Here is a 20,593-nt window from a genome sequence, read left to right on the forward strand (position 1 = left end):
ACGCGAGGTGATACGTACAATGACCGAGTTGCGCGACCTGCTCGAAGAAGTGGTCGCAGACGCCGACGCGGTGTTTCTGTTCTCCCCGAACGCCTCCTACGCGGAGCAGTTCGGCGAGCTGGACGACGTCGACGTCGTGGTCGTCGCGCCGGACAACACCGTCGACGCCGAGACGTTCGTCGAGCTGCCCCTCGAGTTCACCGACATCGAGGGACGGGTCCGCTTCGGTGTCGAGGGCGCCCTCGAACAGGGCGTGGTCGAGGAAGGTGCCGAGGTGGTCTGCGTCGCCGACATGCTCGGTGGGACGGCCAACAATATCATGCGCATCGAGACCAGCGACTTCGCTCCCTCCGGTGTCTACGACCTGTTCGTCAACTCTCGCGCGGAGCCGGGCGTCGTCCGCGACGTCTTCGAGGTCGCGGTCGAACTCGGCAAGAAGGGTCAGAAGGGGAAGCCGGTCGGCGCACTGTTCGTCGTCGGGGACGCCGGCAAGGTGATGAACAAGTCCCGGCCGCTGTCGTACAACCCCTTCGAGAAGTCACACGTCCACGTCGGCGACCCCATCGTCAACGTGATGCTCAAGGAGTTCTCGCGGCTCGACGGCGCCTTTGTCATCTCCGACGCCGGGAAGATCGTCTCGGCGTATCGCTACCTCGAACCCTCCGCAGAGGGCGTCGATATCCCGAAGGGACTCGGCGCTCGCCACATGGCTGGCGGGGCCATCACCCGTGACACGAACGCGATATCCATCGTCCTCTCGGAGAGCGACGGCCTGGTACGGGCGTTCAAAGGCGGGGAGCTCATCCTCGAAGTCGACCCAGAGGAGTACTGACGATGCAGTTCGGAATCGACTGGCCGGAGGTCGTCCGGTCCGTGTTCTCGCCCGAGGGCGCCTTCGTCCTCTCCATCGCCGTCCTCGTCGTCGGGGCGCTGTTCGGCTACCTCGTCTGGCGCTCCCTGCGACAGTTCATGCGGGAGCTGGGCGTCCCGGAGACCGTGGAGGGGACGCCGTTCGAGCGGACCGCCCAGAGCCTCGGCACGTCGACGGTGGGTATCGTGTCGAACCTCGCGGCGCTGTTCGTCTACATAACGGCCATCACCGTCGCTCTGAACATCGCACAACTCGTCGACCCCGAAGCGTACTGGACGCGCTTCACCGCCTTCCTCCCGGACCTCTTCATCGCCGCGTTCGCACTCATCATCGGACTCATCGCCGGTGACAAGGCGAAACTCGTCGTCTCCGAGCGCCTCCGAAGCGTGAAACTACCGGAGGCGACGGTGTTGCCCGAGCTGGTCAAGTACAGCATCGTCTACCTGGCGGTCCTCATCGCGCTGGGCCAACTGGGCATCGACACGCTCGCGCTGCTCATCCTGCTCGCCGCCTACGCGTTCGGCCTCGTCTTCCTGGTCGGTCTGGCGCTCCGCGACCTCCTCTCGGCCAGCGCGGCCGGCGTGTACGTCCTGCTGACCGAACCGTACAGCATCGGCGACGAGATAGTCATCGGCGACCGGCAGGGCATCGTCCAGGAGGTCGACATGTTCGTCACGCACGTCGAGAGCGATGGCCGCGAGCACGTCATCCCTAACCAGAAGGTCTTCCGGGACGGCGTTATCCGAATCCGGGACTAGGCGTCAGTCGCCCCACTCTCGACCGGTTCCGCCGGAACGCCGGCGACGGTCGTCCCGGGCGGGACGTCCTCGGTCACCAGCGAGTTCGCCGCGACCTGTGCGCCCGCGCCGATTTCGACACCTGGGAGGATGATAGCCCCTGCGCCGACCATCGCCCGCTCGCCGATTCTGACCTCGCCGGTCCGGTACTCGGACTGGAGAAACTCGTGGCACAGGACCGTCGCGTCGTAGCCGATGATGACGTGGTCCTCGACGGTGATGCGGTCGGGCCAGAAGACGTCGGGTGTCGACTCCAGTCCCCACGCGACGCCGTCGCCGACCGTCATGCCGAGGCGGCGAAGTAAGACGTTCTTGAGTCGCATACTGGGGAGAATCCGACAGACGAGGATGACGGCGTAGTTGGCCATCACCCGGAGCGGATGACGGGCGTCGGTCCAGTGGTACAGCGAGTTCAGCGGGCCGGTCGTCGGGTGCCTGACGAGTCGGTCGTGGCGTCGCTCCGTGTCCTCGGGTTCCGACCTGTCGTCAGCAGGTCCATCGGGCGCTGTCACGCCAGTGCGTACGGTGGTCGCCCTCTTCAACTCCCCGCCCTATCGGCGCCAGAACGTCGGCGTGAAGAGGACCAGGACCGGGATAATCTCGATGCGGCCCACCCACATCAGCAGGACCATCAGCAGTTTGCTCGACCGGGCAAAGCCCTCGTACGTACCGTACGGGCCCGCCGCGCCGAACGCGGGACCGATGTTGAAGAAGGTCGATGCCGAGGCGCTCAGGGCCTCGAACTCGGTGAGTGGCGCGCCCGCCCGCTCGCCGTCGGCGATGAGCAGCACCGTCCCGAGGATGAAGAAGACGAGCGCCACCAGCGTGTAGGCGTAGACGTTCTGGACGGTCTGTTCGTCCACGGCGTTGCCGCCCAGCCGGATAGGGCGGATGGTCTGTGGGTGAGCCGAGACGTTCAGGTCACGCCAGAAGGACTTGGTCACCAGCAGCCAGCGCAGCGACTTTATCGAGCAGGTCGTGCTCCCGGCCATCCCACCGACGAACATCCCGACGAACAGCACGTTCTTCGCGGCGGCCGACCAGATGTTGAAGTCCGTCGACGCGTAGCCCGTCGTCGTCACGATGGAGACCACCTGGAAGACGGCGTGGCGGACCGACGCCTCGGGACCGCCCGTGATGGTCGCGTTAGCCACGAGCAAGGCGAGGATGAGCGCACTCCCGCCGGCGAGAATCCCCAGGTAGAAGTGGAGCTCGTCGCTGTCGCGGAGGCGGGAGACGTCCCCGCGGAAGACGGCGTACAGCAGGATGAAGTTCGTCGCGCCGACGACCATGATGAGGATGACGGCCCACTGGACCGCAGGAGAGAACGCGCCGACGCTCGCGGCCCGTGGGGAGAAGCCAGCGGTCGCGATGCCCGTGAAGGCGTGGGCGATAGCGTCGAAGACCGTCATCTTCGGCGCGAGGCCGACCACGCCCAGCAGCCCAAGCAGGAGCGCGGCCGCGGCGGTGAGCCCGAGGTAGAGCGTGACGAGTATCCGGGCCGTCTCGCCGATAGCGGGCGTGAGCTTCGTGACGTTCTTCGTCCGAGTCTCGGACTCCATCAGTTGCGCGCCGGCGACCGAGAGCCGCGAGAGGACCGCCGTGGCGAGCAACAGGACGCCGAGGCCGCCGAGCCACTGGATGACCTGGCGCCACATCAACAGGGCCCGGGAGTGGGCCTCGAAGTCGCGGACGACCGTCGCGCCCGTCGTCGTGATGCCGCTCATACTCTCGAAGAGGGCGTTGACGGGGCTCGTGAACACGCCAGTCCCCTCGACCAGGAACGGAATCGCGCCGACGAGCGCGATGGCGAGCCACGACAGCGACACCGCGAGGAACGCCTCGCGGTCGTAGATGTCCTCGCGCTCGAACTGGACGAGAAGCGTCCCGACGCCGAGGGAGACCGCGATGGCGGCGAGGTACGGGACCGGGTTCTCGCCGTAGACGAACGCGGTCACCAGCGGAATCGAGAACGGGACCGCCAGCCACTGAAGTATCGAGCCGACGACGTTCAGCGACGCGCCGACGTCGACCGACGTCAGCGACAGCGTGGGTCACCTCCCCGGCGCGTCGACACGGAGCGCGGCGTCGCGTTCACGGCACCCTGTACCGACCGAACTGTCTTGAACCCCCAGCCCAGCGAGGCGCCATATTCGCCTAGTCGCCGCGGATCTCGGCCATGTGGTCGATGCGCTGCTGGACGAGGTCGGGCTTGCCGATGTCGTGGCGAACGCGCAGCCCCTCGGTGCCCGCGCGCTGGAGCGCCCCTTCGGCGATCTCCTCGGCCTCTGAGATGGAGTCGGCGACGCCGACGACGGCGTAGGAGCGCGAGGTCGTCGTGTAGATGCCGTCCTCGCGGTCGTCGACGCTGGCGTAGAACAGCAGCGCCTCCCCGGCGTTGTCCGCGTCGATGGTGACCTTCGCGCCGGATTCGGGGTCGGTAGGATAGCCGTCCGGGACGGCGTACTTGCAGACGGTCGCCTTGGGCTGGAAGGAGAGCTGGGGGAGCGACTCGCCCTCGCGGGCGGCCGTCAGCACGTCCAGGAAGTCCGTGTTCAACACCGGGAGCGTGTTCATCGCCTCCGGGTCGCCGAAGCGTGCGTTGAACTCCACGACGCGCGGGCCCGTCTCGGTGAGCATGAACTGGCCGTAGAGGACGCCCTTGTACCCCTCGAGTGCGTCGACGGTGGCTTCGAGGACGTCGACGGCGTCGGTGTAGTCGTCCTCGGTCATGAACGGGAGCGCGAGGCCGGCGTCGGAGTAACTCCCCATGCCGCCGGTGTTGGGGCCCTCGTCACCCTCGTAGGCGCGCTTGTGGTCCTGAACAGCAGGAGTGACCCGGAGGTCACCGTTGGCGACGAACGCCTGGATAGTGAACTCCTCGCCGACGAGTCGTTCTTCGAGGACGACGCGGTCGTAGTCGGAGGTCCGGAGGTACTCCTTTGCCTCCTCGGCCGTACACTGGTCGCCGATGACCCGGACGCCCTTGCCGCCGGTGAGGCCGGCCGGCTTCACGGCGAGGTCGCCGTCGTACTCGTCGATGTAGTCGCAGGCGGCGTCCATGTCCTCGAACGTCTCGAAGTCGGGACAGCCGGGGATGTCGTGTTCCTGCATGAACCGGCGCTGGAACGCCTTGTCCGTCTCGATGCGGGCCTCGGCCTCCTGCGGGCCGAAGGCGTAGACGCCGGCGTCGTCGAGCGCGTCGGCCACGCCCGCCGCGAGCGGTGCCTCGGGACCGACGACGGCGAGGTCCGCCTCGACCTCGCGGGCGTAGGTGGTCACGGCCTGGGGATTGGTCGTGTCCAGCGCCTCGAACCCGTCCGCCAGGTCGACGATACCGGGGTTCCGGTTGCCGGCACAGGCGTACAGCGCGGCGTCGGAGTCAGCCAGCGCGCGAGCGACGGCGTGTTCACGGCCGCCGCCACCCACGAGCAGCACAGTCTCTGTCATGTTGGTAGGCCGGATTGGCTGGGACGTAAGTATTGCTCTCTCAGTGCGACCGGTGGCTCGCCTCGTCGGTCCGTTTTTCCCCGCGGCCCTCCGAGAAAGTGGTATGAGCGACAGCCCGGACCCGACGCGACGCAACCGGCTCGACGAGGCCCAGAGCCCCTACCTCCGCCAGCACGCGGAGAATCCCGTGCACTGGCAGCCGTGGGACGAGACGGCGCTCGACGCGGCGAAAGAGCGTAACGTCCCTATCTTCCTCTCTATCGGCTACGCCGCTTGCCACTGGTGTCACGTCATGGAGGAGGAGAGTTTCGAGGACGAGGCCATCGCCGACCTGCTCAACGAGCACTTCGTCCCCATCAAGGTCGACCGGGAGGAACGCCCGGATATCGACTCTGTGTACATGAGCATCTGCCAGCAGGTGACCGGCGGGGGCGGGTGGCCGCTCTCAGCGTGGCTCACGCCCGACGGCGAGCCGTTCTACGTCGGGACGTACTTCCCACCCGAGGAGAAGCGCGGCCAGCCGGGTTTCGCCGACCTCCTGCGGGACCTCTCGAACTCCTGGGCGGACCCAGAGCAGCGCGCGGAGATGGAGAACCGCGCCCGGCAGTGGACCGACGCCATCGAGAGCGACCTGGAGGCGACCGGCGGTCAACCTGGTGACCCTGACGAGGACCTGATTCAGACGGCGGCGACGGTCGCCCACCGGGGTGCTGACCGACAGCACGGCGGGTGGGGCTCCGGCGGGCCGAAGTTCCCCCAGACCGGCCGTATCCACGCGCTCTTGCGCGCCCACAGTGATGGTGGACAGGACGACTACCTCGCGGTGGTCGAGGAGACGCTGGACGTGATGGCCGACCGGGGTCTGTACGACCACGTCGGGGGCGGCTTCCACCGGTACGCGACCGACCCGCAGTGGGCGGTGCCCCACTTCGAGAAGATGCTCTACGACAACGCCGAGATCCCGCGCGCGTTCCTCGCTGGGTACCAGGCCATCGGTTCCGAGCGCTACGCGTCGGTCGTCAGAGAGACGTTCGAGTTCGTCCAGCGCGAACTCCAACACCCGGACGGCGGCTTCTTCAGCACGCTCGACGCCGTCAGCCGGCCACCGGACGACCCAGAGGGCGACACCGAGGAGGGGGCCTTCTACGTCTGGACGCCCGAGCAGGCCCACGCCGCCATCGACGACGAGACGGCGGCCGAGGTCTTCTGTTCGTACTACGGCGTCGACGGAAAGGGGGGGTTCGACGGGGGACGGGTCCTGGCCGTCCGCAAGCCCGTCGGAGCTCTCGTCGAGGAGTTCGAGATGGACGAGGCGGAAGCACTCTCACACCTCCAGACGGCGCTGAACCAGGCCTTCGAGGCACGTGAATCGCGTCCGCGACCCGCCCGCGACGAGAAGATTCTCGCCGGGTGGAACGGCCTGATGATATCGACGCTCGCCGAGGGGGCTATCGTGCTCGACGACGCGTACGCCGACGTCGCGGCCGACGCGCTCGGGTTCGTCCGCGAGCACCTCTGGAACGACGACGCGAAACGCCTCCAGCGCCGGTTCAAGGACGGCGACGTCGCCATCGACGGCTACTTAGAGGACTACGCGTTCCTCGGCCGGGGTGCGCTGAACCTCTTCGAGGCCACCGCCGACGTCGAGTACCTCGCGTTCGCCCGCGACCTGGCGACAGCCATCTGCGAGGCCTTCTGGGACGAGTCCGAGGGGACGCTCTACTTCACGCCGACGGGCGGCGAGTCGCTGGTCGCTCGGCCACAGGAACTGACCGACCAGTCGACGCCGTCGAGCACCGGCGTCGCCGTCGAGCTCCTGCTCTCACTCTCGCACTTCGTCGACGACGACCGGTTCGAGTCGGTGGCCGAGTCCGTCATCCAGACCCACGCCGACCGAATCTCGTCGAACCCGCTCCAGCACGCCTCCCTGACGCTCGCGACGGACACGTATCAGCAGGGCGCGCTCGAACTGACGCTCGTCGGCGACACAGGTGACCCGCCGGGAGAATGGCTGACTACGCTGGCCGAGACGTACGTCCCCCGGCGGCTTGTCGCCTGGCGGCCGGCAGCCGACGAAGGGTTCTCGGAGTGGCTCGCGTCTTTGGACCTCGACGAGGCCCCACCGATATGGGCTGGTCGCGACCCTGCCGACGGCGACCCCACCGTCTACGCCTGCCGGAACTTCGCGTGTTCACCGCCGAAACACGACCTCGAGGCGGCGCTGACGTGGGGGCAGAACTGACCGCGAGAACGGGACCTTCGCTCAGGGCTCGATGACGAGCTTGCCCATGAAGCTGTCTTCCATGACGGCGCGCTGGGCCTCGGCCGCCTCCTCCAGGTCGTAGGACCGAGCGACTTCTATCGACAGCGCGTCGGTGCCCATGAGGTGCGCGACGCCCCGAAGCGGGACCCTGAGGTCAGGTGTGTTGAACATACTCATGAACTGGTAGGAGACGTCCTTCGCCCGGGCCGGCTGGTCGTTCGTGAAGCCGGGGTTCGGCTGGTTCTCGCCGATGCCGACCACGCGACACTGGTCCGCCGCCACGTCGGCGTCGAGCTGGAGGTAGTCGTCCAGCCGGTGGTCCAGGACGACGTCGACGCCGCCGTCCGAGGCGTCGACGATGGCGTCGGCCAGGTCGTCACGGTCGTAGTCGAGCACCGTCTCGGCACCGAGGTCGGAGAGCGCCTCGTGATAGGTCGGTGCGGCGGTCGTGACGACGCGGGCGGAGACCGCCGCAGCAATCTGTACGGCTGCGTGGCCGACGCCACCCGACCCGCCGTGAATCAGGCAGTACTCGGCCGGGTCGAGTTCGGCGTGGTCGACCAGCGACCGCCACGCGGTGCCAGCGACGACGCCGGCAGCCCCGGCTTCCGTCAGGTCGGCCCCGTCCGGCAGGTGAACCACCCGGTCGGTGGGAACCGTCGCGTACTCGGCGTACGCCCCCTGGTGGGCAGCGTTCCCGATGCCGGTCCCATACACGCGGTCACCGGGTTCGAACCCCGTGACCCCGTCGCCGGTGGCGCTGACGACGCCGGCGACGTCGACACCCGGGGAGAACGGCAGCGAGGCCGGGGTGTAAGACCCGTCGCGGAAGTAGGTGTCGACCGGGTTCACGCCGGCGGCGGCGACTTCGACGAGGAGTTCGTCGTCGGCCGGCTCCGGTCGGTCGGTCTCTTCGACACCGAGAACGTCTGTACCACCGTGTTCGTGGAGGCGTACGGCTCGCATATCCGGAGTGAGAGGGGGACTTGACTTAAATGTGGGTCCACCCGGGTCCCCGGCCGACCGCTCACTCCAGCCAGTCTGGGTTGGGGCGGGGCGGACTGAAGATATCGATGGCGAGCAGCTCGTCGTCGCCGCGGTTCTCCGCCGCGTGGACCTCGTGGCTCTCGAGCCGGTAGGACTCGCCGGCCTCGACGGTCACCGCCTCGCCGTCCTCCAGGACGAAGGTCTGTGCGCCCTGGTAGACGAACCCGACCTGCTCGTGGTGGTGGCTGTGTTCGGGCACGCGGCCCCCCGGCGCCATCCGCAGGTGCTGGATGCTCATCTCGTCACCGGCGGCCATCTGTGCGAGGAAGACCCCGGGTTCGACTTCGACCTCTTCGAACGAATCGTCTGCTACGACGTCCATACTCGACGTGGACGGCCCACCATCAAAATAGTATCCGACGGAGCGGGCGACGACCGAGTAGGGCAGTCCATGTTCTGCTACAGACCCAAATATCCCCGGTTAGCAGGTATCTACCCGCTGTTTCTGAGCGAGACGTCGGCGGTAGCGACGGTATTACAAGGCAGGTATCGGGGGTAGCTCGGTCATATCATGTCAGGGGTCGCGTCACGGTACGAGACGGGCATCGGCCCGCTCGATACCGGTCTCGGGGGTGGGATTCCGGCCGGCAGCATCGTCGCTTTGCTCGCCGCGCCGACGAGCCAGTCCGAACTGCTGTTGTCCCAGTTCGCGACCGACAGACCGACGCTGTACCTGACCGCCAGGCGGTCGGTTTCGTCCGTCCGGAAGGCTTTCGAGTCGACAGGGGCCGAAGCATCGAACCGCTTCGTCAGGGCCGTCGATTCGGACGCGCCGCTCGTCGAAATCGCCGGGTACGTCAAGCGGGTCGCCAAGCCGTCAGTCGTGGTCATCGACCCGATGGACGCCGTCGAGACTTGTGACACGAAGTCGCTCCGGAGGTTCCTGGTGTGGTTACAGGAGCGACTGGACGCCACCGAGAGCATCGCTGTCCTCCACTGCCTCGCCGGTTCGAGCGCATCCGAGCAGCGCGACGTCACCACGTACATGGCGGACCTCGTGTTCAACCTGGAGACGTCCGTCGACAACCAGACCGTCGAGAATCGGCTCTCCGTCCCGAAGTTCCGTGGCGGGCCGGCGCTCCCCGCGCCCCTGAACCTGGAACTCACGGAGCGTGTGGCCGTCGATATCGACTGAGGCCTCGTCTCAGTCGAGCGCGGCGGCGATCTCGTCGGCCAGATACACCGCGATGGGCACGGGTTCGTCCTCGACGAACCGCGCCACCTCTTCGCCCTCGTACTCGACGACGACCGTTGGGATGTACTCGATGCCGTACTCCTCGACGCCGGGCCCCGTCTTCGACCCGTCGTCTTCCTTCTCAGTCGGGTAGTGGTGGACGTTCTCCTCGGGGATGGCCGCCGCCTCCAGTGCGGCCCCGAAGTCGGGGAGCTGCGACCGGCAGTCCTTGCACCAGTCGCCGCCCCAGACCCTGAACACGAGGTCCGCGCCGTACTCGCTCAGGGTGTCCACGGTGTCCGTGTAGGCGTCGGCGACCCACACCGGGTTCGGTTCCATCGTCTCGAGTCGTTCCGTATCGCTCATAGCCGCTCGTTGTACGTCGAACGGCTTGAAATGCCCGGCTCTCGGACGCATCGGAAAACGCTGCCGGCAGCGACGACTCCCCGCACGCTTTGGCGATGCCACTAGCGGTTTATGATGGGGTGGCGTACGCTCCCCCAATGGACGAATCTATTATCGACACCATCGGGTCCCCGCTGGTCTCGGTGCGAGCCCCCGAGGGCGCGACGGTCGCCGCGAAGGTCGAGTCGTTCAACCCCGGCGGGTCGGCCAAGGACCGCCCGGCGAGGTTCATGATAGAGCGGGCCGAGCGGGACGGGGAGCTCTCGGACGGTGATACGCTCGTGGAGCCGACCAGCGGGAACACCGGCATCGGGATGGCCATGGTCGGCGCGGCGAAGGGGTACGACGTCGTCCTCGTGATGCCGTCGTCGAAGTCACCGGAACGGCGTGGCATCATGAAAGCCTACGGCGCCGACATCGAGCTCGTCGACGGCGACATCTCGGCCGCGAAGGAGCGAGCCGACGAGCTCACCGAGACGGAGGGCTACGTGCAGCTCCACCAGTTCGAGAACCCCGCGAACCCGGAATCGCACTACCAGACGACCGGCGTCGAGATCGTCGACCAGGTGGGCGACCGGACCGTCGACGCGCTCGTGGCGGGCGTCGGCACCGGCGGCACCATCACCGGGACCGGACGGCGGCTCAAGGAAGCCTATCCGGACGTCGAGGTGGTGGCCGTCGAACCCGCGAACAACGCCGTGCTCTCGGGGATGGAGCCGGGGACCGGCGAGGACAGCTTCCAGGGGATGGGGCCTGGCTTCGTCAGCGACAACCTCGACGTCGACCTGCTGGACGACGTGCGGACGGTCACGCTCGAGGAGGCCGAGACAGAGTGCCGCCGTCTCGCCCGTGAGGAGGGACTCCTCGTCGGCCAGTCCTCGGGCGCGTCGAACCTTGCGGCCTACGACGTCGCCGCACGCCTCGTCGAAGACGGCGTCGATGACCCGCTCGTGGTCACGGTGTTCTGGGACAGCGGCGAGCGGTACATGTCGACCGGGATGTTCGACTAATCGACGCGAGTCGTTTAGGCCCCGAACTCGTCTTCGGTAACTCTGACGACCAGCGTGTCGTCCACGTCGCGCAGGTCGTACTCGGGGATTCCGTCGCCGGTGCGGGTCACCAGCATCGGCTCGACCAGTCGCGGCGGGGCGTCCTGTACCGACGGCTCCTCGGGTGGGTCTGTCCGCTCTGTCCCGTCCTCGGACCCCTCCTCGTTCGCCGCGTCGTCCTCGACGATGCCGTACACGGTGAGAAACCGACCGGTCTCGTCGGGCGCCACCCCGTCGTCCCTGACGGCCGCGGCGAGGTCACGCGAGAGCCACTCGGTCTCGTGAATCGACGGCTCGCGGACGAACGCCGCGTCGACGAACCGGACGAGGTACCAGTTCAGGTCGTTCAGCAGGGCGACGGCCGCCCCGAGGCTGACCGTCTCGACGCTCAGGCAGTTCTCGAACGGCTCCTGCAGGTCGTAGGTGGCGAGCGCGTCCCGTGCGGTCTCGCGCGAGAGCAGTTCGTACCGGAGGTTGACGTCCTCGCTCCCGACGAGACAGACCTGCGTCATGTCTTGGCCGTCGCCCGCCCCGGAGATTTACCTTTCGATGGGGACGACCGACCGCTCGCCGGCCGCCGTCCGTGCCCGCTCGAAGAGGTCGTCGGGTTCGGCGTCGCGAATCGCCGCCAGAGAGCTGTTCGTCGCCGGAAGCGACGGCGCGAGTCGGTCACAGCCGGCGTCGATGGTCGAGTCGCGGAACGTGCCGAGGTCGCGAGCCTGCTGCGTTATCTCGGGCTTGTCGAGCGTGAGGAGCGGCCGGTGGACCGGCAGTGACGTCGCCGCGTCGGTGACGGCGATGTTCGCGCTCGTCTGGCTGGACTTCTGGCCGATAGCCTCGCCGGTGACGATACCGACGGCCCCGACGTCCTCGGCAACGGCTTCCGCGGCCACGAGCATGAACCGGCGGACCGCAAGCATCCGCATGGCTCCCATCGTGTCGTCCAGGGCGGCAGCGACGTCGCCCGCGTCGACGACGTGCGTCGAGAGGTCCGTCGTCGGCGCGTATGCGGCCAGCGTCTCCACGGTCGAGAGCGCCCGGGCCCGATGGTCGGCGCCGCCGTACGCCCCGAGGTCGACGTAGACGGGGACGACCGGGGCCCCGCGGCGCATGAGCTGCCAGGCGGCGACCGGCGAGTCGATGCCGCCACTGACCAGCGCGACTACGGGACGCTGGCTCCCCAGCGGAAGGCCACCCGGTCCCTCGCAGCGCTCTAAGAAGACGAACGCCTCGTCGCGCCGGCACTCGACGAACAGCCGGAAGTCGGGGTCGTCGAGGTCGACGGACGGGTCCCCACCCATGGCGTCGATGGCCCCCCAGACCGCCGCGCCGCCCTCGGACTCGATGTCGGTGCTCGAGAACGGGTGTGCGTCCGCGGGTCCCGCGCGGCGGGCGTCGACGGCGAACGTCCCGCCGTCGTAGTGTTCGTGCGTCGCGGCAGCCAGTGCCGCACAGATGTCGTCGAGCGTCGGGGCGACAGTCAGGGCCGGAGAGGCAGACGAGACGCCGACGGTGTCGGCCGCCGCTGCGGTGACGGCCGCGGGGTCGTCCGTGTGGACGAACAGGCGGTTCCGTCGCTGTTCGACGTCGCCGTCGACGCCCCGGTCCGCGAGCATGGTCCTCAGATTGTCCGCGAGGCGGCTCTCCATCTTCCGGCGGACCTGCTCGCTCTTGACGCCGATGTCGCCGTGTCTGATGAGGACCACGTCGGCGTCAGGTGGATGCATACGCGAGGTACCTGGATGGCAAATAAATGCGTGTCGGCTTCCGTGCCGAGCGTTCGTCGCCGGTTCAGTCGCCGCCGTGGGCCTCGAGGTGGTCCGCGATCTTCCTCACGTCCGTCTTGAACTCCTCTAGGTCCTTGTCGGACGCGTGCAGCATCGCGCTGTACCGCGAGGTCAGACTCGCGAGCGAGACGACCTCCGCCAGTTCCGCCTCGCTCGCGCCGTGGAGCTCCGCCGCCGTCCTGTGGAAGTGCAGGCAGTAGGGGCACCTGATGTTGGCCGCGACGGCCAGGCCCATCAGTTCGCGGTACTTCGCGGGAATCTCGGATTCGCCGACCGTGTACTTCTTGAAGAACGGCCATTCGGAGGCCACGTCCGCCTCCGGAATCGCGTCCAACGGGGACGGGACCATCCCGAACGTCTCTTCCATGTCCTCTCGGACGTCTGTCGCTGACTCTGTTGTCGCCATTGTCGGGTGTCTCTGGTTGTAGTTCGTCGGCGGTGCGCCGCCTTGGTGGCAATCCCAGTACGGAGCGGACAGTCTTTGTTATGTGTTACCATGCCAGGATAGAGCCGTCGTTACCCGCCGCTAACTGTGGCATATCTGACCCCTCCGGGGCCCCGGGAATCGACCAGCGGCACGGCAGAAATCTGAGTACCGACCGGAGACGTGACGGGTAGCTTACGGCCGACTCAGAACGTCGAGACGTCGCCCTCGATGACCTGCTCGGTGACGTCGGTGACGGCCGCCAGTTCCTCGTCGACGGCCGCGCGGACCTCGGTCTCGATGTCGCCGAGTTCGACGCCGTCCTCGGTGACGAGCATCGCGTCGGCGACGTGAGGCTGGTCGATGGGCGAGCCGATTTGAGAGAGCAGTCGCAGCTGGAGCTGGCGGATACCGTCGACCTCGTCGACGACGGAGTGGGCGATCTCCGTCGAGAGGAGGTTGTATATCTTCCCGATGTGGTTGATGGGGTTCTTGCCGGAGGTGGCCTCCATGCTCATCGGTCGATTGGGCGTGATGAGGCCGTTCGCACGGTTGCCCCGGCCGACAGAGCCGTCGTCGCCCTGTTCGGCGCTGGTCCCGGTCACCGTGAGGTAGATGGACTGCTCGTCGTAGTCGTCGGCGGTGTTGACGTGGACGGTGACCTCGCGGTCGGTGTACTCCGTCGCCAGCGTCCCGACGTACTCCCGGACGTCCTCGACCGCCTGCTTGTAGGCATGGATGTCCGCGACGTGCTCGTCGACCATCGCGACGGCGACGGTGACGTCGATGTGGTCCCCCTCGCGTTTGCCCATCACCTTCACGTCCTGGCCGACGACCGGGTTGTCGGCCGCGTATTCACCGGTGAGTTTGCGTTCCGTGTTGTAGACGATCTGCTCGGTCTCGGAGAGTGGCGCGTGGCCGACACCGTAACTCGTGTCGTTGGCCATCGGCACCGCGCCCGCCTCGCCGAAGACGGTCTGGAGGTCGCCCGAGCCCTCGCCCAGCTGGACGTCGACGATGATGTCGCTCCCCGAGTCCAGGTGGGGGAACGTCTCGTCGAGGTACCCCCGGGCGGCTTCGAGCGCGATGCGCTCGGCCGGGAAGCGCTGGCCCTCGTAGGCCTTGGTCGCGCGCCCGACGATGAGGAGATAGATGGGTTCGAGCACCTCGCCGCCGCCGTAGGCCGGTGCGGCCGTCCCGGCGACGAGCTGCGTCTCGTCGGTGTTGAAGTGAAGCACTTTGCCGAAGCGCTCGATGTAGCCCTGTGCGAGCGCTCGTGCGACGGTCTCGGCGACGCCGTCGCAGATAGAGTCGGGGTGACCGATACCCTTCCGCTCGACGATTTCGACGTCCTGGTCTTCGACTGCCAGCCCGTGTTCGGGCTGGACGTGGATGTTCCGGTCGGTCATTGTCTGGCCTTTGCTTCGGTGGGTTCTATAACTTACGGGAACAGTTCAGGCGGCGATGATTACTCCCCCGCATTTTCGAGCAGCAGTCCGAGGTAGGAGGTCCGGACCTGGTCGGCCGGGTCGAGACCGAGCAGTTCCAGTATCTCGAAGGCACCCGCTCGTGCCCGCTCGACGCCGGCCTCGTCCGTCTCGACCTCGACTTCGACGAACTCACCGACGCCCTCGACATCGTCCAGCGTCACCGTGTAGCCGTCGAGCGTGTAGAACTGCCGGTCCTTGCGGACGGTCGCCGCCGGCGAGAAGCCCATCCGCTCGAAGATGGTCGCAGTGGCCGCACCGTCGGCGACGGCCGTCTCGAACTCCTCGCGCGTCTTCGATTCGTCGTCCACGAGCGGCCCCTTGTAGGTGAGTTTCGTCGTCGTCTCGCCGTCCCGCGTCTCCTCGCGGGTGCGGAGCGCCTCGTCCGTCTCGGCGAAGTCCCGGTGGGGCGCGTCGTAGTAGGTGTCGACCTGGACCACTTCACCTGCTCGCTCGGCACCCGCGTCCTCGAGCGCGCGTTCGACGCTGGAGAGGTCGGCGGGCACCTTCACTTCGACTTCGTACATGCACCGGCCTGGACCCGCGTCGCTGAAAAGCGGTCCGTTCCGACCGCGTGATTTACTGTCTCCGGCCAGAGAGGGGACGTATGGACGGCCGGTACACCCCCGCCGAATCGCCGGACGAGACGACAGTGTTCCCCTATCACGACCTGACGCCGCCGTCGACGGCCGACGTGGCCGCCGCTCGGAAGATAGTCCGGCAACACCTCCCGAAGACGCCGCTGGTCCGCTCGGAGTCACTCTCGGCCGAACTCGACGCGGAGGTGTACCTCAAGCGCGAGGACACGCTGCCGACAGGGGCGTTCAAAATCCGCGGCGGGGTGAACCTCGTCGCGACGCTCGACGAGGAGTTCCGCGAGCGGGGGCTGCTCGCGGCGAGTACGGGGAATCACGGTCAGTCGATAGCCTGGGCCGGCCGCCAGTTCGACGTCCCGGTGACTATCGGCGTCCCGGCCGACGCAAACCCCGAGAAGGTCGCGGCCATGGAGCGCTTCGGCGCGGAAGTCATCCAGCGCGGGGCAGATTACGACGCTGCGCGCGAGCACATCGAGAAACTGGCCGCACAGCGGCAGGCTCGGTACGTCCACTCGGGCAACGAACCGAAACTCGTGGCCGGCGTGGGTACCGCCGGCCTCGAAGTCGTCGACGACCTCCCCTCGGTCGACCGCGTGTTCTGTCCGGTCGGGGGCGGGTCGGCGGCCGCCGGATACTGCCTCACCGTCGGCGCACTGACCGACGCCGAGGTAATCGGCGTCCAGGCCGCGGCGGCCCCGGCCGTCCACAACGCCTGGCGGGACGGGACGATGGACGCCCACGAGCCAGTGGACACGATGGCGGAGGGCGTCGCCACGCGGGTCCCGTTCGCCCTCACTGTGGAGGTGCTGCGGGACCGACTCACGGACTTCCGGCTCGTCTCCGAATCGGCCATCCGCGACGGGGTGCGTGACCTGTTCCTGGACGAACGCATCGTCATGGAGGGCGCGTGCGCGACCGGCGTTGCCGCCGCCCGACAGGCCGGCGACGACATCGCCGGCGAGACCGTCGTCATCCCCGTCTCGGGGCGGAACATCTCCCACGAGAAACTCGTCGACCTACTCACGGACGGGGCGAACGCGCAGTGACGGCGGCCCCGAAACGTTGTCCTTAAGAGTGCCACGACTGACGAACACGGTATGAGCAACGAGTCCGAGGCCGACGCGGAAGCGGTCGAGGAAGAGGCAGACACCGAGGACGAACAGACCGAGAGCGGACTCCAGGACGGCGACGTCATCAAACTCGCCTACACCGCCCGCACCGTCGACGACGGCAACCTCGTCGACACGACGCACGAGGAAATCGCTGAGGAAGACGGCATCGACACCGAGCAGCAGGACTGGGGCCCGCGTACCATCGTCCTGGGTGAGGGTCACATCTTCCCGGACGTCGAGGAGGACATCATGGGGAAGGCGGTCGGCGACGAGGGGAGCGTCACCATCGCGGCCGCCGACGCCTTCGGCGAGTACGACGAAGAGCAGGTCCGAACCGTCTCGAAGGACAAGATCCCGGAAGACGACCGCTACCCCGGCGGCCACGTCGACATCGACGGCGAGCACGGCCACGTCGAGACCATCATCGGCGGGCGTGCCCGCGTCGACTTCAACCACCCGCTGGCGGGCGAGGACGTCGAGTACGACTACGAGATCGTCGAGGAGGTCACCGACCGCGAGGAGAAGGCCGCCGGCATCCTCGACCTGATGCTCGACATGCGCCTCGACGTCTGGTTCGAGACCGAGACCGTCGAGGAAGAGCAGCTCGTCGAGAGCGAGGACGACGAGGACAGCGAGGCGTCGGAAGACGCCTCGGACGAAGGCGGCGAAGCCGCCGAAGCGAGCGAACCCGAGTACGAGACCGTCGAGGTCGAGAAGGAGACGCTCTACATCGAGGCGACCCCGCAGCTGACGATGAACCAGCAGTGGATGATGGGCAAACAGCAGATCGCCCAGCAGCTCACCCAGCTGCTCGACGTCGACCGCATCATCGTCCAGGAGGAGCTGGGCGGGATGGGTATGGGTATGCCCGGCATGATGGGCGGCGGCATGGGCGGCGCCGGCGGGATGGGCGACATCGAGGACGCGCTCGAGGACGCCGACGTCGACGCCGAGGAGATCATGGACGAGATCGAAGACGTCGAAGAGTAACGCGCTCGACCCGGTTCCCGGCGACGCGACGCGTGCGGTTCTGCGGGCGGTTCGACCGTCGAGCGGTTGCACTGGTTCACTGACCGCTCGAAAACGGTTATCTGGGAGGCATCACATTCACACCCATGCGAGCGACGCTGACGTACGCGGCGCTGTTCTCGGTCCCGCCGGCCGTGGCGCTCGGTGTCGGGGTCACGCTACTGACCGGTAACATCCGGTTCGGCGCCGTCGGCGGGCTCTCCGTGGGCCTGCTCATCCTCGGGATAGTGCTCCTTGGGACGGAAGTCGGGTCGCCCAACCGACCCGAGTAGCGACTTCCGTGCTGAGGAAGCAACCGACGAGGTCCGGCGGAGGGAGCGACGTCAGGCGATGTCGCGCGAAGTGTCGATGCTGACCTGCTCGACGAGGTCCAGTTTGATGACGTCTTTCGGAGCGCGGCCACCGCGGAACTTCGGGATGGCGAGGCGGTTCTCCACCTCGTCGCCGCTCACGCGGGTGTCGAGCTGGAAGACGACGTCGGCGAAGTGCTCGGTCGTATCCCGGAGCGGTGGGATGGTCCGGCCGTCCAGACAGTGGAGGATGGCCAGACTCCCCGTGTTGACGATGTGGTTCTGGAGGTCGTTCATGAACGCGCGGAACCGGGACGGCGGCTCCTGGGACTCGAGGACGTCCAGCGGGTCCACGATGAGGTTCGACGTCTCCGGGAGCGCGGAGACGAGCTTCCCGGCGTTGTCGAGCGGTGCCTCCCCCGAGATGTGGCGGACCGTCGGGTCGCCGGTGTTGGCCGGCGTCTGCTCGATGCTCGCGACCACCGACTCGGCGGTTCGGTCGAGCGAGAGCCACAGCGTCCCGCGCGTGGCCGTGAGTTCGTAGAGGAACAGCTCCGCCTGGCTGGCCGGACTCGCGGTCAGGGCGACGATACTCCCGGCTGGGATGCCGCCGTCGAGCTTCCTGTCGAGGACCTCGATACCCGTTCGCAGCCGGTTCACCATTCACTCGAAATGGTGTTCGCAAACGATTAAGCATTCCGCTTTTTCAGGTTTTTCACGACTTCTCGGTACCGTGTTGCCGGTTCCGTGGCTTCGAGTGGAGGTAGTGATACGTCCGGAACGTGGACGGTCGGCTGGCGCCCGAGCAGCGGTGTCGGGTCGACGTCGCCCTCGCTCCGGGACACGACCGTGAGTGCCGGTGGCGAATCGAGCTGCCGCGCCATCGCGGCCGTCTTCACAGCGTCCAGGAGACTCTGCCTGGTCGGTGTCGAGACGAGGACGCTATGCGTCGCCGCGCGGAGCGGAACCGCACCGTCCGGACCAGCGCCCGCGGGACAGTCGAGCAGGACCGGACGGTCACTGGTTTCCAGGGCATCGAGGACCGAAGCGAGGGCGACCGGCGACGCGCCGGCGGCGGGGAGCACGTCGACGCCGTCGACGCAGGTGGAGGGATGGGCGACCTCGAGGGGAGCCGACCGACTCGCGGCAGTGGCCACTCCAGGTGTCTGCGCGACGCCGGCCTGGCGGTGGAGGTCCGGCATGTCCAGGTCCGCGTCGACCACGACCGGTCGACGACCGGCCCTGGCCATCGCGCGAGCGACCCCGAGCGCAGTCGTCGTCTTCCCACAGCCGCCCTTCCCGCCAGCGATTGCGAGCATAGCGGGGCTGGTCCCGCCATGCTACTTCAACCCTCGGGCCGGGCGTGTCGGGGGATTCAAGACCATCCGGGGGCGATTCATTGTGAGATGCGGCACGACCATATCATCAGCGCGACACAACTCACACGGGCCGACATCGAGGCGGTGCTCGACCACGCGGCCGACATCGCCGAGAACCCGAGTGCGTACGGCGACCGGCACTCGGACAAACTGCTCGGGACGCTCTTCTTCGAGCCGAGTACGCGCACGAAGATGAGTTTCACGACGGCGATGAAACGGCTGGGCGGCGACATCGTCGACATGGGGTCGGTCGAATCATCGAGCGTCAAGAAAGGCGAGTCGCTGGCCGACACCGTCCGCGTCGTCGAGGGGTACGCCGACGCGCTCGTCTTGCGCCACCCGATGGAGGGGTCGGCGAAGATGGCCAGCGAGTTCGTCGACGTCCCGCTGGTCAACGCGGGCGACGGGGCGGGTCAACACCCGACTCAAACGCTGCTGGACCTCTACACCATCCGCGAGAACGCCGGCTTCGACGACCTCACCATCGGCATCATGGGCGACCTGAAGTACGGTCGGACGGTCCACTCGCTGGCCCACGCCCTGACGACCGTCGACGCGCGCCAGCACTTCATCAGTCCCGAGTCACTCCAGCTGCCCCGCTCGGTTCGCGTCGACCTGCACGACGAGGGCGCGGAGGTTCGCGAACACACCGCCCTCGACGAGGTGCTCCCCCAGCTGGACGTCCTCTACGTGACGCGCATCCAGCGCGAGCGGTTCCCCGACGAGAGCGAGTACCGCGCCGTCGCGGGCGAGTACCAGATCGACGCCGAGACGCTCGAGGCGGCGGCCGACGACCTCACCGTCATGCACCCGCTGCCACGGGTCGACGAGATTTCACACGACGTCGACGACACGGAGTACGCGAAGTACTTCCAGCAGGCCCACAACGGCGTGCCCGTTCGGATGGCGCTGCTGGACCTGATGCTCGGAGGCGACCAATGACTGACGACGACCGACAACTACGGGTCTCGAAGATTCGCAACGGCACCGTCATCGACCACATCACCGGCGGGCAGTCGCTGAACGTGCTCGCCATCCTCGGCATCGACGGCACCAGCGGTGACTCGGTCTCCGTCGCGATGAACATGCCTTCCGAGCGACTCGGCCTGAAGGACATCGTGAAAGTGGAGGGCCGCGAGCTCTCCCAGGACGAGGTCGACGTCCTCTCGCTCATCGCGCCAGCCGCCTCGATCAACATCGTCCGCAACTACGAGGTCGTCGAGAAACACCGCGTCGAGCGCCCGGACGTCGTCGTGGGCGTCCTGGAGTGTCCGAACCACAACTGCATCACGACCGAGAACGAGCCCGTCGCGTCCCGCTTTGCCGTCACCGACGACGGCGTGCGCTGTGAGTACTGCAACACCATCATCCGCGACGACCTGCCGGCCCACATCCTCGCGGAGTAGTCATTGTCGGGTATGTCAGCGTTGACA

Annotated in this window: 23 protein-coding genes; 10 read left to right on the forward strand and 13 right to left on the reverse strand. The window is 67.4% G+C overall.

Translation table 11 applies throughout. The features are described from left to right. Positions 1-19 precede the first annotated feature (19 nt). Together dacZ and P1L41_RS13235 are read left to right on the forward strand one after the other, a co-directional pair. Positions 20-832: a diadenylate cyclase DacZ gene (gene dacZ, locus P1L41_RS13230; protein ID WP_276296198.1), complete on the forward strand. Its 813-nt coding sequence runs from the start codon at positions 20-22 to the stop codon at positions 830-832. Between the two features lie 2 nt (positions 833-834). Then, positions 835-1,629 carry a mechanosensitive ion channel domain-containing protein gene (locus P1L41_RS13235; RefSeq protein WP_276296199.1) on the forward strand — a complete coding sequence of 265 codons (795 nt, stop codon included), beginning with the start codon at positions 835-837 and terminating at the stop codon, positions 1,627-1,629. Here the strand turns inward: P1L41_RS13235 and P1L41_RS13240 are convergent. From P1L41_RS13240 to purD, 3 genes are all read right to left on the reverse strand, one after another. Beyond that, entirely contained in the window at positions 1,626-2,180 is a 555-nt protein-coding gene (locus P1L41_RS13240) for an acyltransferase (RefSeq protein ID WP_276296200.1), read from the reverse strand. The genes P1L41_RS13235 and P1L41_RS13240 overlap by 4 nt on opposite strands. A gap of 39 nt (positions 2,181-2,219) precedes the next feature. Continuing rightward, positions 2,220-3,716: a TrkH family potassium uptake protein gene (locus tag P1L41_RS13245; protein WP_276298464.1), complete on the reverse strand. Its 1,497-nt coding sequence runs from the start codon at positions 3,714-3,716 to the stop codon at positions 2,220-2,222. 109 nt (positions 3,717-3,825) lie between these two features. Beyond that, positions 3,826-5,118 carry a phosphoribosylamine--glycine ligase gene (gene purD / locus P1L41_RS13250; protein ID WP_276296201.1) on the reverse strand — a complete coding sequence of 431 codons (1,293 nt, stop codon included), beginning with the start codon at positions 5,116-5,118 and terminating at the stop codon, positions 3,826-3,828. 103 nt (positions 5,119-5,221) lie between these two features. Here purD and P1L41_RS13255 point away from each other — a divergent pair, with 103 nt between their 5' ends. Next, positions 5,222-7,360, forward strand: a complete 2,139-nt coding sequence (locus P1L41_RS13255; protein ID WP_276296202.1) for a thioredoxin domain-containing protein — start codon at positions 5,222-5,224, stop codon at positions 7,358-7,360. A gap of 21 nt (positions 7,361-7,381) precedes the next feature. Here the strand turns inward: P1L41_RS13255 and P1L41_RS13260 are convergent, their stop codons facing one another. After that, positions 7,382-8,347, reverse strand: coding sequence for an NADPH:quinone reductase (locus tag P1L41_RS13260; protein WP_276296203.1), 966 nt, complete (start codon positions 8,345-8,347; stop codon positions 7,382-7,384). A 61-nt stretch (positions 8,348-8,408) separates the two neighbouring features. Then, positions 8,409-8,750: a cupin domain-containing protein gene (locus P1L41_RS13265; protein ID WP_276296204.1), complete on the reverse strand. Its 342-nt coding sequence runs from the start codon at positions 8,748-8,750 to the stop codon at positions 8,409-8,411. A gap of 189 nt (positions 8,751-8,939) precedes the next feature. Between P1L41_RS13265 and P1L41_RS13270 the strand changes: the two genes are divergently transcribed. Beyond that, the gene (locus P1L41_RS13270; protein WP_276296205.1) at positions 8,940-9,563 is read left to right on the forward strand and encodes an RAD55 family ATPase; all 624 of its coding nucleotides are present in this window, start codon (positions 8,940-8,942) and stop codon (positions 9,561-9,563) included. 9 nt (positions 9,564-9,572) lie between these two features. On the opposite strand, the gene P1L41_RS13275 is transcribed toward P1L41_RS13270, so the two are convergent. Continuing rightward, positions 9,573-9,968: a thioredoxin gene (locus P1L41_RS13275; protein WP_276296206.1), complete on the reverse strand. Its 396-nt coding sequence runs from the start codon at positions 9,966-9,968 to the stop codon at positions 9,573-9,575. A gap of 137 nt (positions 9,969-10,105) precedes the next feature. Between P1L41_RS13275 and P1L41_RS13280 the strand changes: the two genes are divergently transcribed. Next, complete coding sequence (locus P1L41_RS13280; protein WP_276296207.1) at positions 10,106-11,017, forward strand: PLP-dependent cysteine synthase family protein; 912 nt, start codon at positions 10,106-10,108, stop codon at positions 11,015-11,017. Positions 11,018-11,031: 14 nt separating this feature from the next. On the opposite strand, the gene P1L41_RS13285 is transcribed toward P1L41_RS13280, so the two are convergent. From P1L41_RS13285 to cyaB, 5 genes are all read right to left on the reverse strand, one after another. Then, the gene (locus tag P1L41_RS13285) at positions 11,032-11,568 is read right to left on the reverse strand and encodes a DUF5804 family protein (protein ID WP_276296208.1); all 537 of its coding nucleotides are present in this window, start codon (positions 11,566-11,568) and stop codon (positions 11,032-11,034) included. 27 nt (positions 11,569-11,595) lie between these two features. Then, on the reverse strand, positions 11,596-12,783 hold the full coding sequence (locus tag P1L41_RS13290) for a tRNA sulfurtransferase (RefSeq protein WP_276296209.1): 1,188 nt from the start codon (positions 12,781-12,783) through the stop codon (positions 11,596-11,598). A 64-nt stretch (positions 12,784-12,847) separates the two neighbouring features. After that, positions 12,848-13,249, reverse strand: a complete 402-nt coding sequence (locus P1L41_RS13295) for a carboxymuconolactone decarboxylase family protein (protein ID WP_276296210.1) — start codon at positions 13,247-13,249, stop codon at positions 12,848-12,850. Positions 13,250-13,473: 224 nt separating this feature from the next. Further along, on the reverse strand, positions 13,474-14,676 hold the full coding sequence (locus P1L41_RS13300; protein ID WP_276296211.1) for a methionine adenosyltransferase: 1,203 nt from the start codon (positions 14,674-14,676) through the stop codon (positions 13,474-13,476). A 59-nt stretch (positions 14,677-14,735) separates the two neighbouring features. Beyond that, positions 14,736-15,281 carry a class IV adenylate cyclase gene (gene cyaB / locus P1L41_RS13305; protein ID WP_276296212.1) on the reverse strand — a complete coding sequence of 182 codons (546 nt, stop codon included), beginning with the start codon at positions 15,279-15,281 and terminating at the stop codon, positions 14,736-14,738. An 80-nt stretch (positions 15,282-15,361) separates the two neighbouring features. Between cyaB and P1L41_RS13310 the strand changes: the two genes are divergently transcribed. The 3 genes from P1L41_RS13310 to P1L41_RS13320 all read left to right on the forward strand — a co-directional run bounded on the left by P1L41_RS13310 (position 15,362) and on the right by P1L41_RS13320 (position 17,763). Then, a complete protein-coding gene (locus P1L41_RS13310; RefSeq protein ID WP_276296213.1) occupies positions 15,362-16,396 on the forward strand; it encodes a threonine ammonia-lyase in 1,035 nt (344 codons plus the stop codon). A gap of 51 nt (positions 16,397-16,447) precedes the next feature. Then, positions 16,448-17,452 (forward strand): FKBP-type peptidyl-prolyl cis-trans isomerase, encoded by a 1,005-nt coding sequence (locus P1L41_RS13315; protein WP_276296214.1) that lies wholly within the window; start codon positions 16,448-16,450, stop codon positions 17,450-17,452. A gap of 125 nt (positions 17,453-17,577) precedes the next feature. Beyond that, entirely contained in the window at positions 17,578-17,763 is a 186-nt protein-coding gene (locus P1L41_RS13320; protein ID WP_276296215.1) for a hypothetical protein, read from the forward strand. Between the two features lie 51 nt (positions 17,764-17,814). On the opposite strand, the gene P1L41_RS13325 is transcribed toward P1L41_RS13320, so the two are convergent. After that, positions 17,815-18,444 (reverse strand): RAD55 family ATPase, encoded by a 630-nt coding sequence (locus P1L41_RS13325; protein WP_276296216.1) that lies wholly within the window; start codon positions 18,442-18,444, stop codon positions 17,815-17,817. A 26-nt stretch (positions 18,445-18,470) separates the two neighbouring features. Beyond that, positions 18,471-19,100, reverse strand: coding sequence for a MinD/ParA family ATP-binding protein (locus P1L41_RS13330; RefSeq protein ID WP_276296217.1), 630 nt, complete (start codon positions 19,098-19,100; stop codon positions 18,471-18,473). 87 nt (positions 19,101-19,187) lie between these two features. Between P1L41_RS13330 and pyrB the strand changes: the two genes are divergently transcribed. Then, the gene (gene pyrB, locus P1L41_RS13335; protein WP_276296218.1) at positions 19,188-20,102 is read left to right on the forward strand and encodes an aspartate carbamoyltransferase; all 915 of its coding nucleotides are present in this window, start codon (positions 19,188-19,190) and stop codon (positions 20,100-20,102) included. Further along, positions 20,099-20,566 (forward strand): aspartate carbamoyltransferase regulatory subunit, encoded by a 468-nt coding sequence (gene pyrI, locus P1L41_RS13340; RefSeq protein WP_276296219.1) that lies wholly within the window; start codon positions 20,099-20,101, stop codon positions 20,564-20,566. The genes pyrB and pyrI overlap by 4 nt, the downstream gene beginning before the upstream one ends. The last annotated feature ends 27 nt before the right edge of the window (positions 20,567-20,593 follow it).

The sequence above is a fragment of the Haloarcula ordinaria genome (assembly GCF_029338275.1).
GTDB lineage: Archaea > Halobacteriota > Halobacteria > Halobacteriales > Haloarculaceae > Haloarcula > Haloarcula ordinaria.

What these genes read in the sequence shown, in the direction of transcription:
- P1L41_RS13270 (WP_276296205.1), top strand. Translation starts at nt 8,940, where the DNA reads ATGTCAGGGGTCGCGTCACGGTACGAGACGGGCATCGGCCCGCTCGAT.
- P1L41_RS13265 (WP_276296204.1), bottom strand. Translation starts at nt 8,750, where the DNA reads ATGGACGTCGTAGCAGACGATTCGTTCGAAGAGGTCGAAGTCGAACCC.
- P1L41_RS13300 (WP_276296211.1), bottom strand. Translation starts at nt 14,676, where the DNA reads ATGACCGACCGGAACATCCACGTCCAGCCCGAACACGGGCTGGCAGTC.
- P1L41_RS13310 (WP_276296213.1), top strand. Translation starts at nt 15,362, where the DNA reads ATGGACGGCCGGTACACCCCCGCCGAATCGCCGGACGAGACGACAGTG.
- pyrB (WP_276296218.1), top strand. Translation starts at nt 19,188, where the DNA reads ATGCGGCACGACCATATCATCAGCGCGACACAACTCACACGGGCCGAC.
- pyrI (WP_276296219.1), top strand. Translation starts at nt 20,099, where the DNA reads ATGACTGACGACGACCGACAACTACGGGTCTCGAAGATTCGCAACGGC.
- P1L41_RS13260 (WP_276296203.1), bottom strand. Translation starts at nt 8,347, where the DNA reads ATGCGAGCCGTACGCCTCCACGAACACGGTGGTACAGACGTTCTCGGT.
- P1L41_RS13255 (WP_276296202.1), top strand. Translation starts at nt 5,222, where the DNA reads ATGAGCGACAGCCCGGACCCGACGCGACGCAACCGGCTCGACGAGGCC.
- P1L41_RS13285 (WP_276296208.1), bottom strand. Translation starts at nt 11,568, where the DNA reads ATGACGCAGGTCTGTCTCGTCGGGAGCGAGGACGTCAACCTCCGGTAC.
- P1L41_RS13295 (WP_276296210.1), bottom strand. Translation starts at nt 13,249, where the DNA reads ATGGCGACAACAGAGTCAGCGACAGACGTCCGAGAGGACATGGAAGAG.
- P1L41_RS13325 (WP_276296216.1), bottom strand. Translation starts at nt 18,444, where the DNA reads ATGGTGAACCGGCTGCGAACGGGTATCGAGGTCCTCGACAGGAAGCTC.
- P1L41_RS13235 (WP_276296199.1), top strand. Translation starts at nt 835, where the DNA reads ATGCAGTTCGGAATCGACTGGCCGGAGGTCGTCCGGTCCGTGTTCTCG.
- P1L41_RS13315 (WP_276296214.1), top strand. Translation starts at nt 16,448, where the DNA reads ATGAGCAACGAGTCCGAGGCCGACGCGGAAGCGGTCGAGGAAGAGGCA.
- P1L41_RS13290 (WP_276296209.1), bottom strand. Translation starts at nt 12,783, where the DNA reads ATGCATCCACCTGACGCCGACGTGGTCCTCATCAGACACGGCGACATC.
- P1L41_RS13330 (WP_276296217.1), bottom strand. Translation starts at nt 19,100, where the DNA reads ATGCTCGCAATCGCTGGCGGGAAGGGCGGCTGTGGGAAGACGACGACT.
- P1L41_RS13275 (WP_276296206.1), bottom strand. Translation starts at nt 9,968, where the DNA reads ATGAGCGATACGGAACGACTCGAGACGATGGAACCGAACCCGGTGTGG.
- P1L41_RS13280 (WP_276296207.1), top strand. Translation starts at nt 10,106, where the DNA reads ATGGACGAATCTATTATCGACACCATCGGGTCCCCGCTGGTCTCGGTG.
- cyaB (WP_276296212.1), bottom strand. Translation starts at nt 15,281, where the DNA reads ATGTACGAAGTCGAAGTGAAGGTGCCCGCCGACCTCTCCAGCGTCGAA.
- purD (WP_276296201.1), bottom strand. Translation starts at nt 5,118, where the DNA reads ATGACAGAGACTGTGCTGCTCGTGGGTGGCGGCGGCCGTGAACACGCC.
- dacZ (WP_276296198.1), top strand. Translation starts at nt 20, where the DNA reads ATGACCGAGTTGCGCGACCTGCTCGAAGAAGTGGTCGCAGACGCCGAC.
- P1L41_RS13320 (WP_276296215.1), top strand. Translation starts at nt 17,578, where the DNA reads ATGCGAGCGACGCTGACGTACGCGGCGCTGTTCTCGGTCCCGCCGGCC.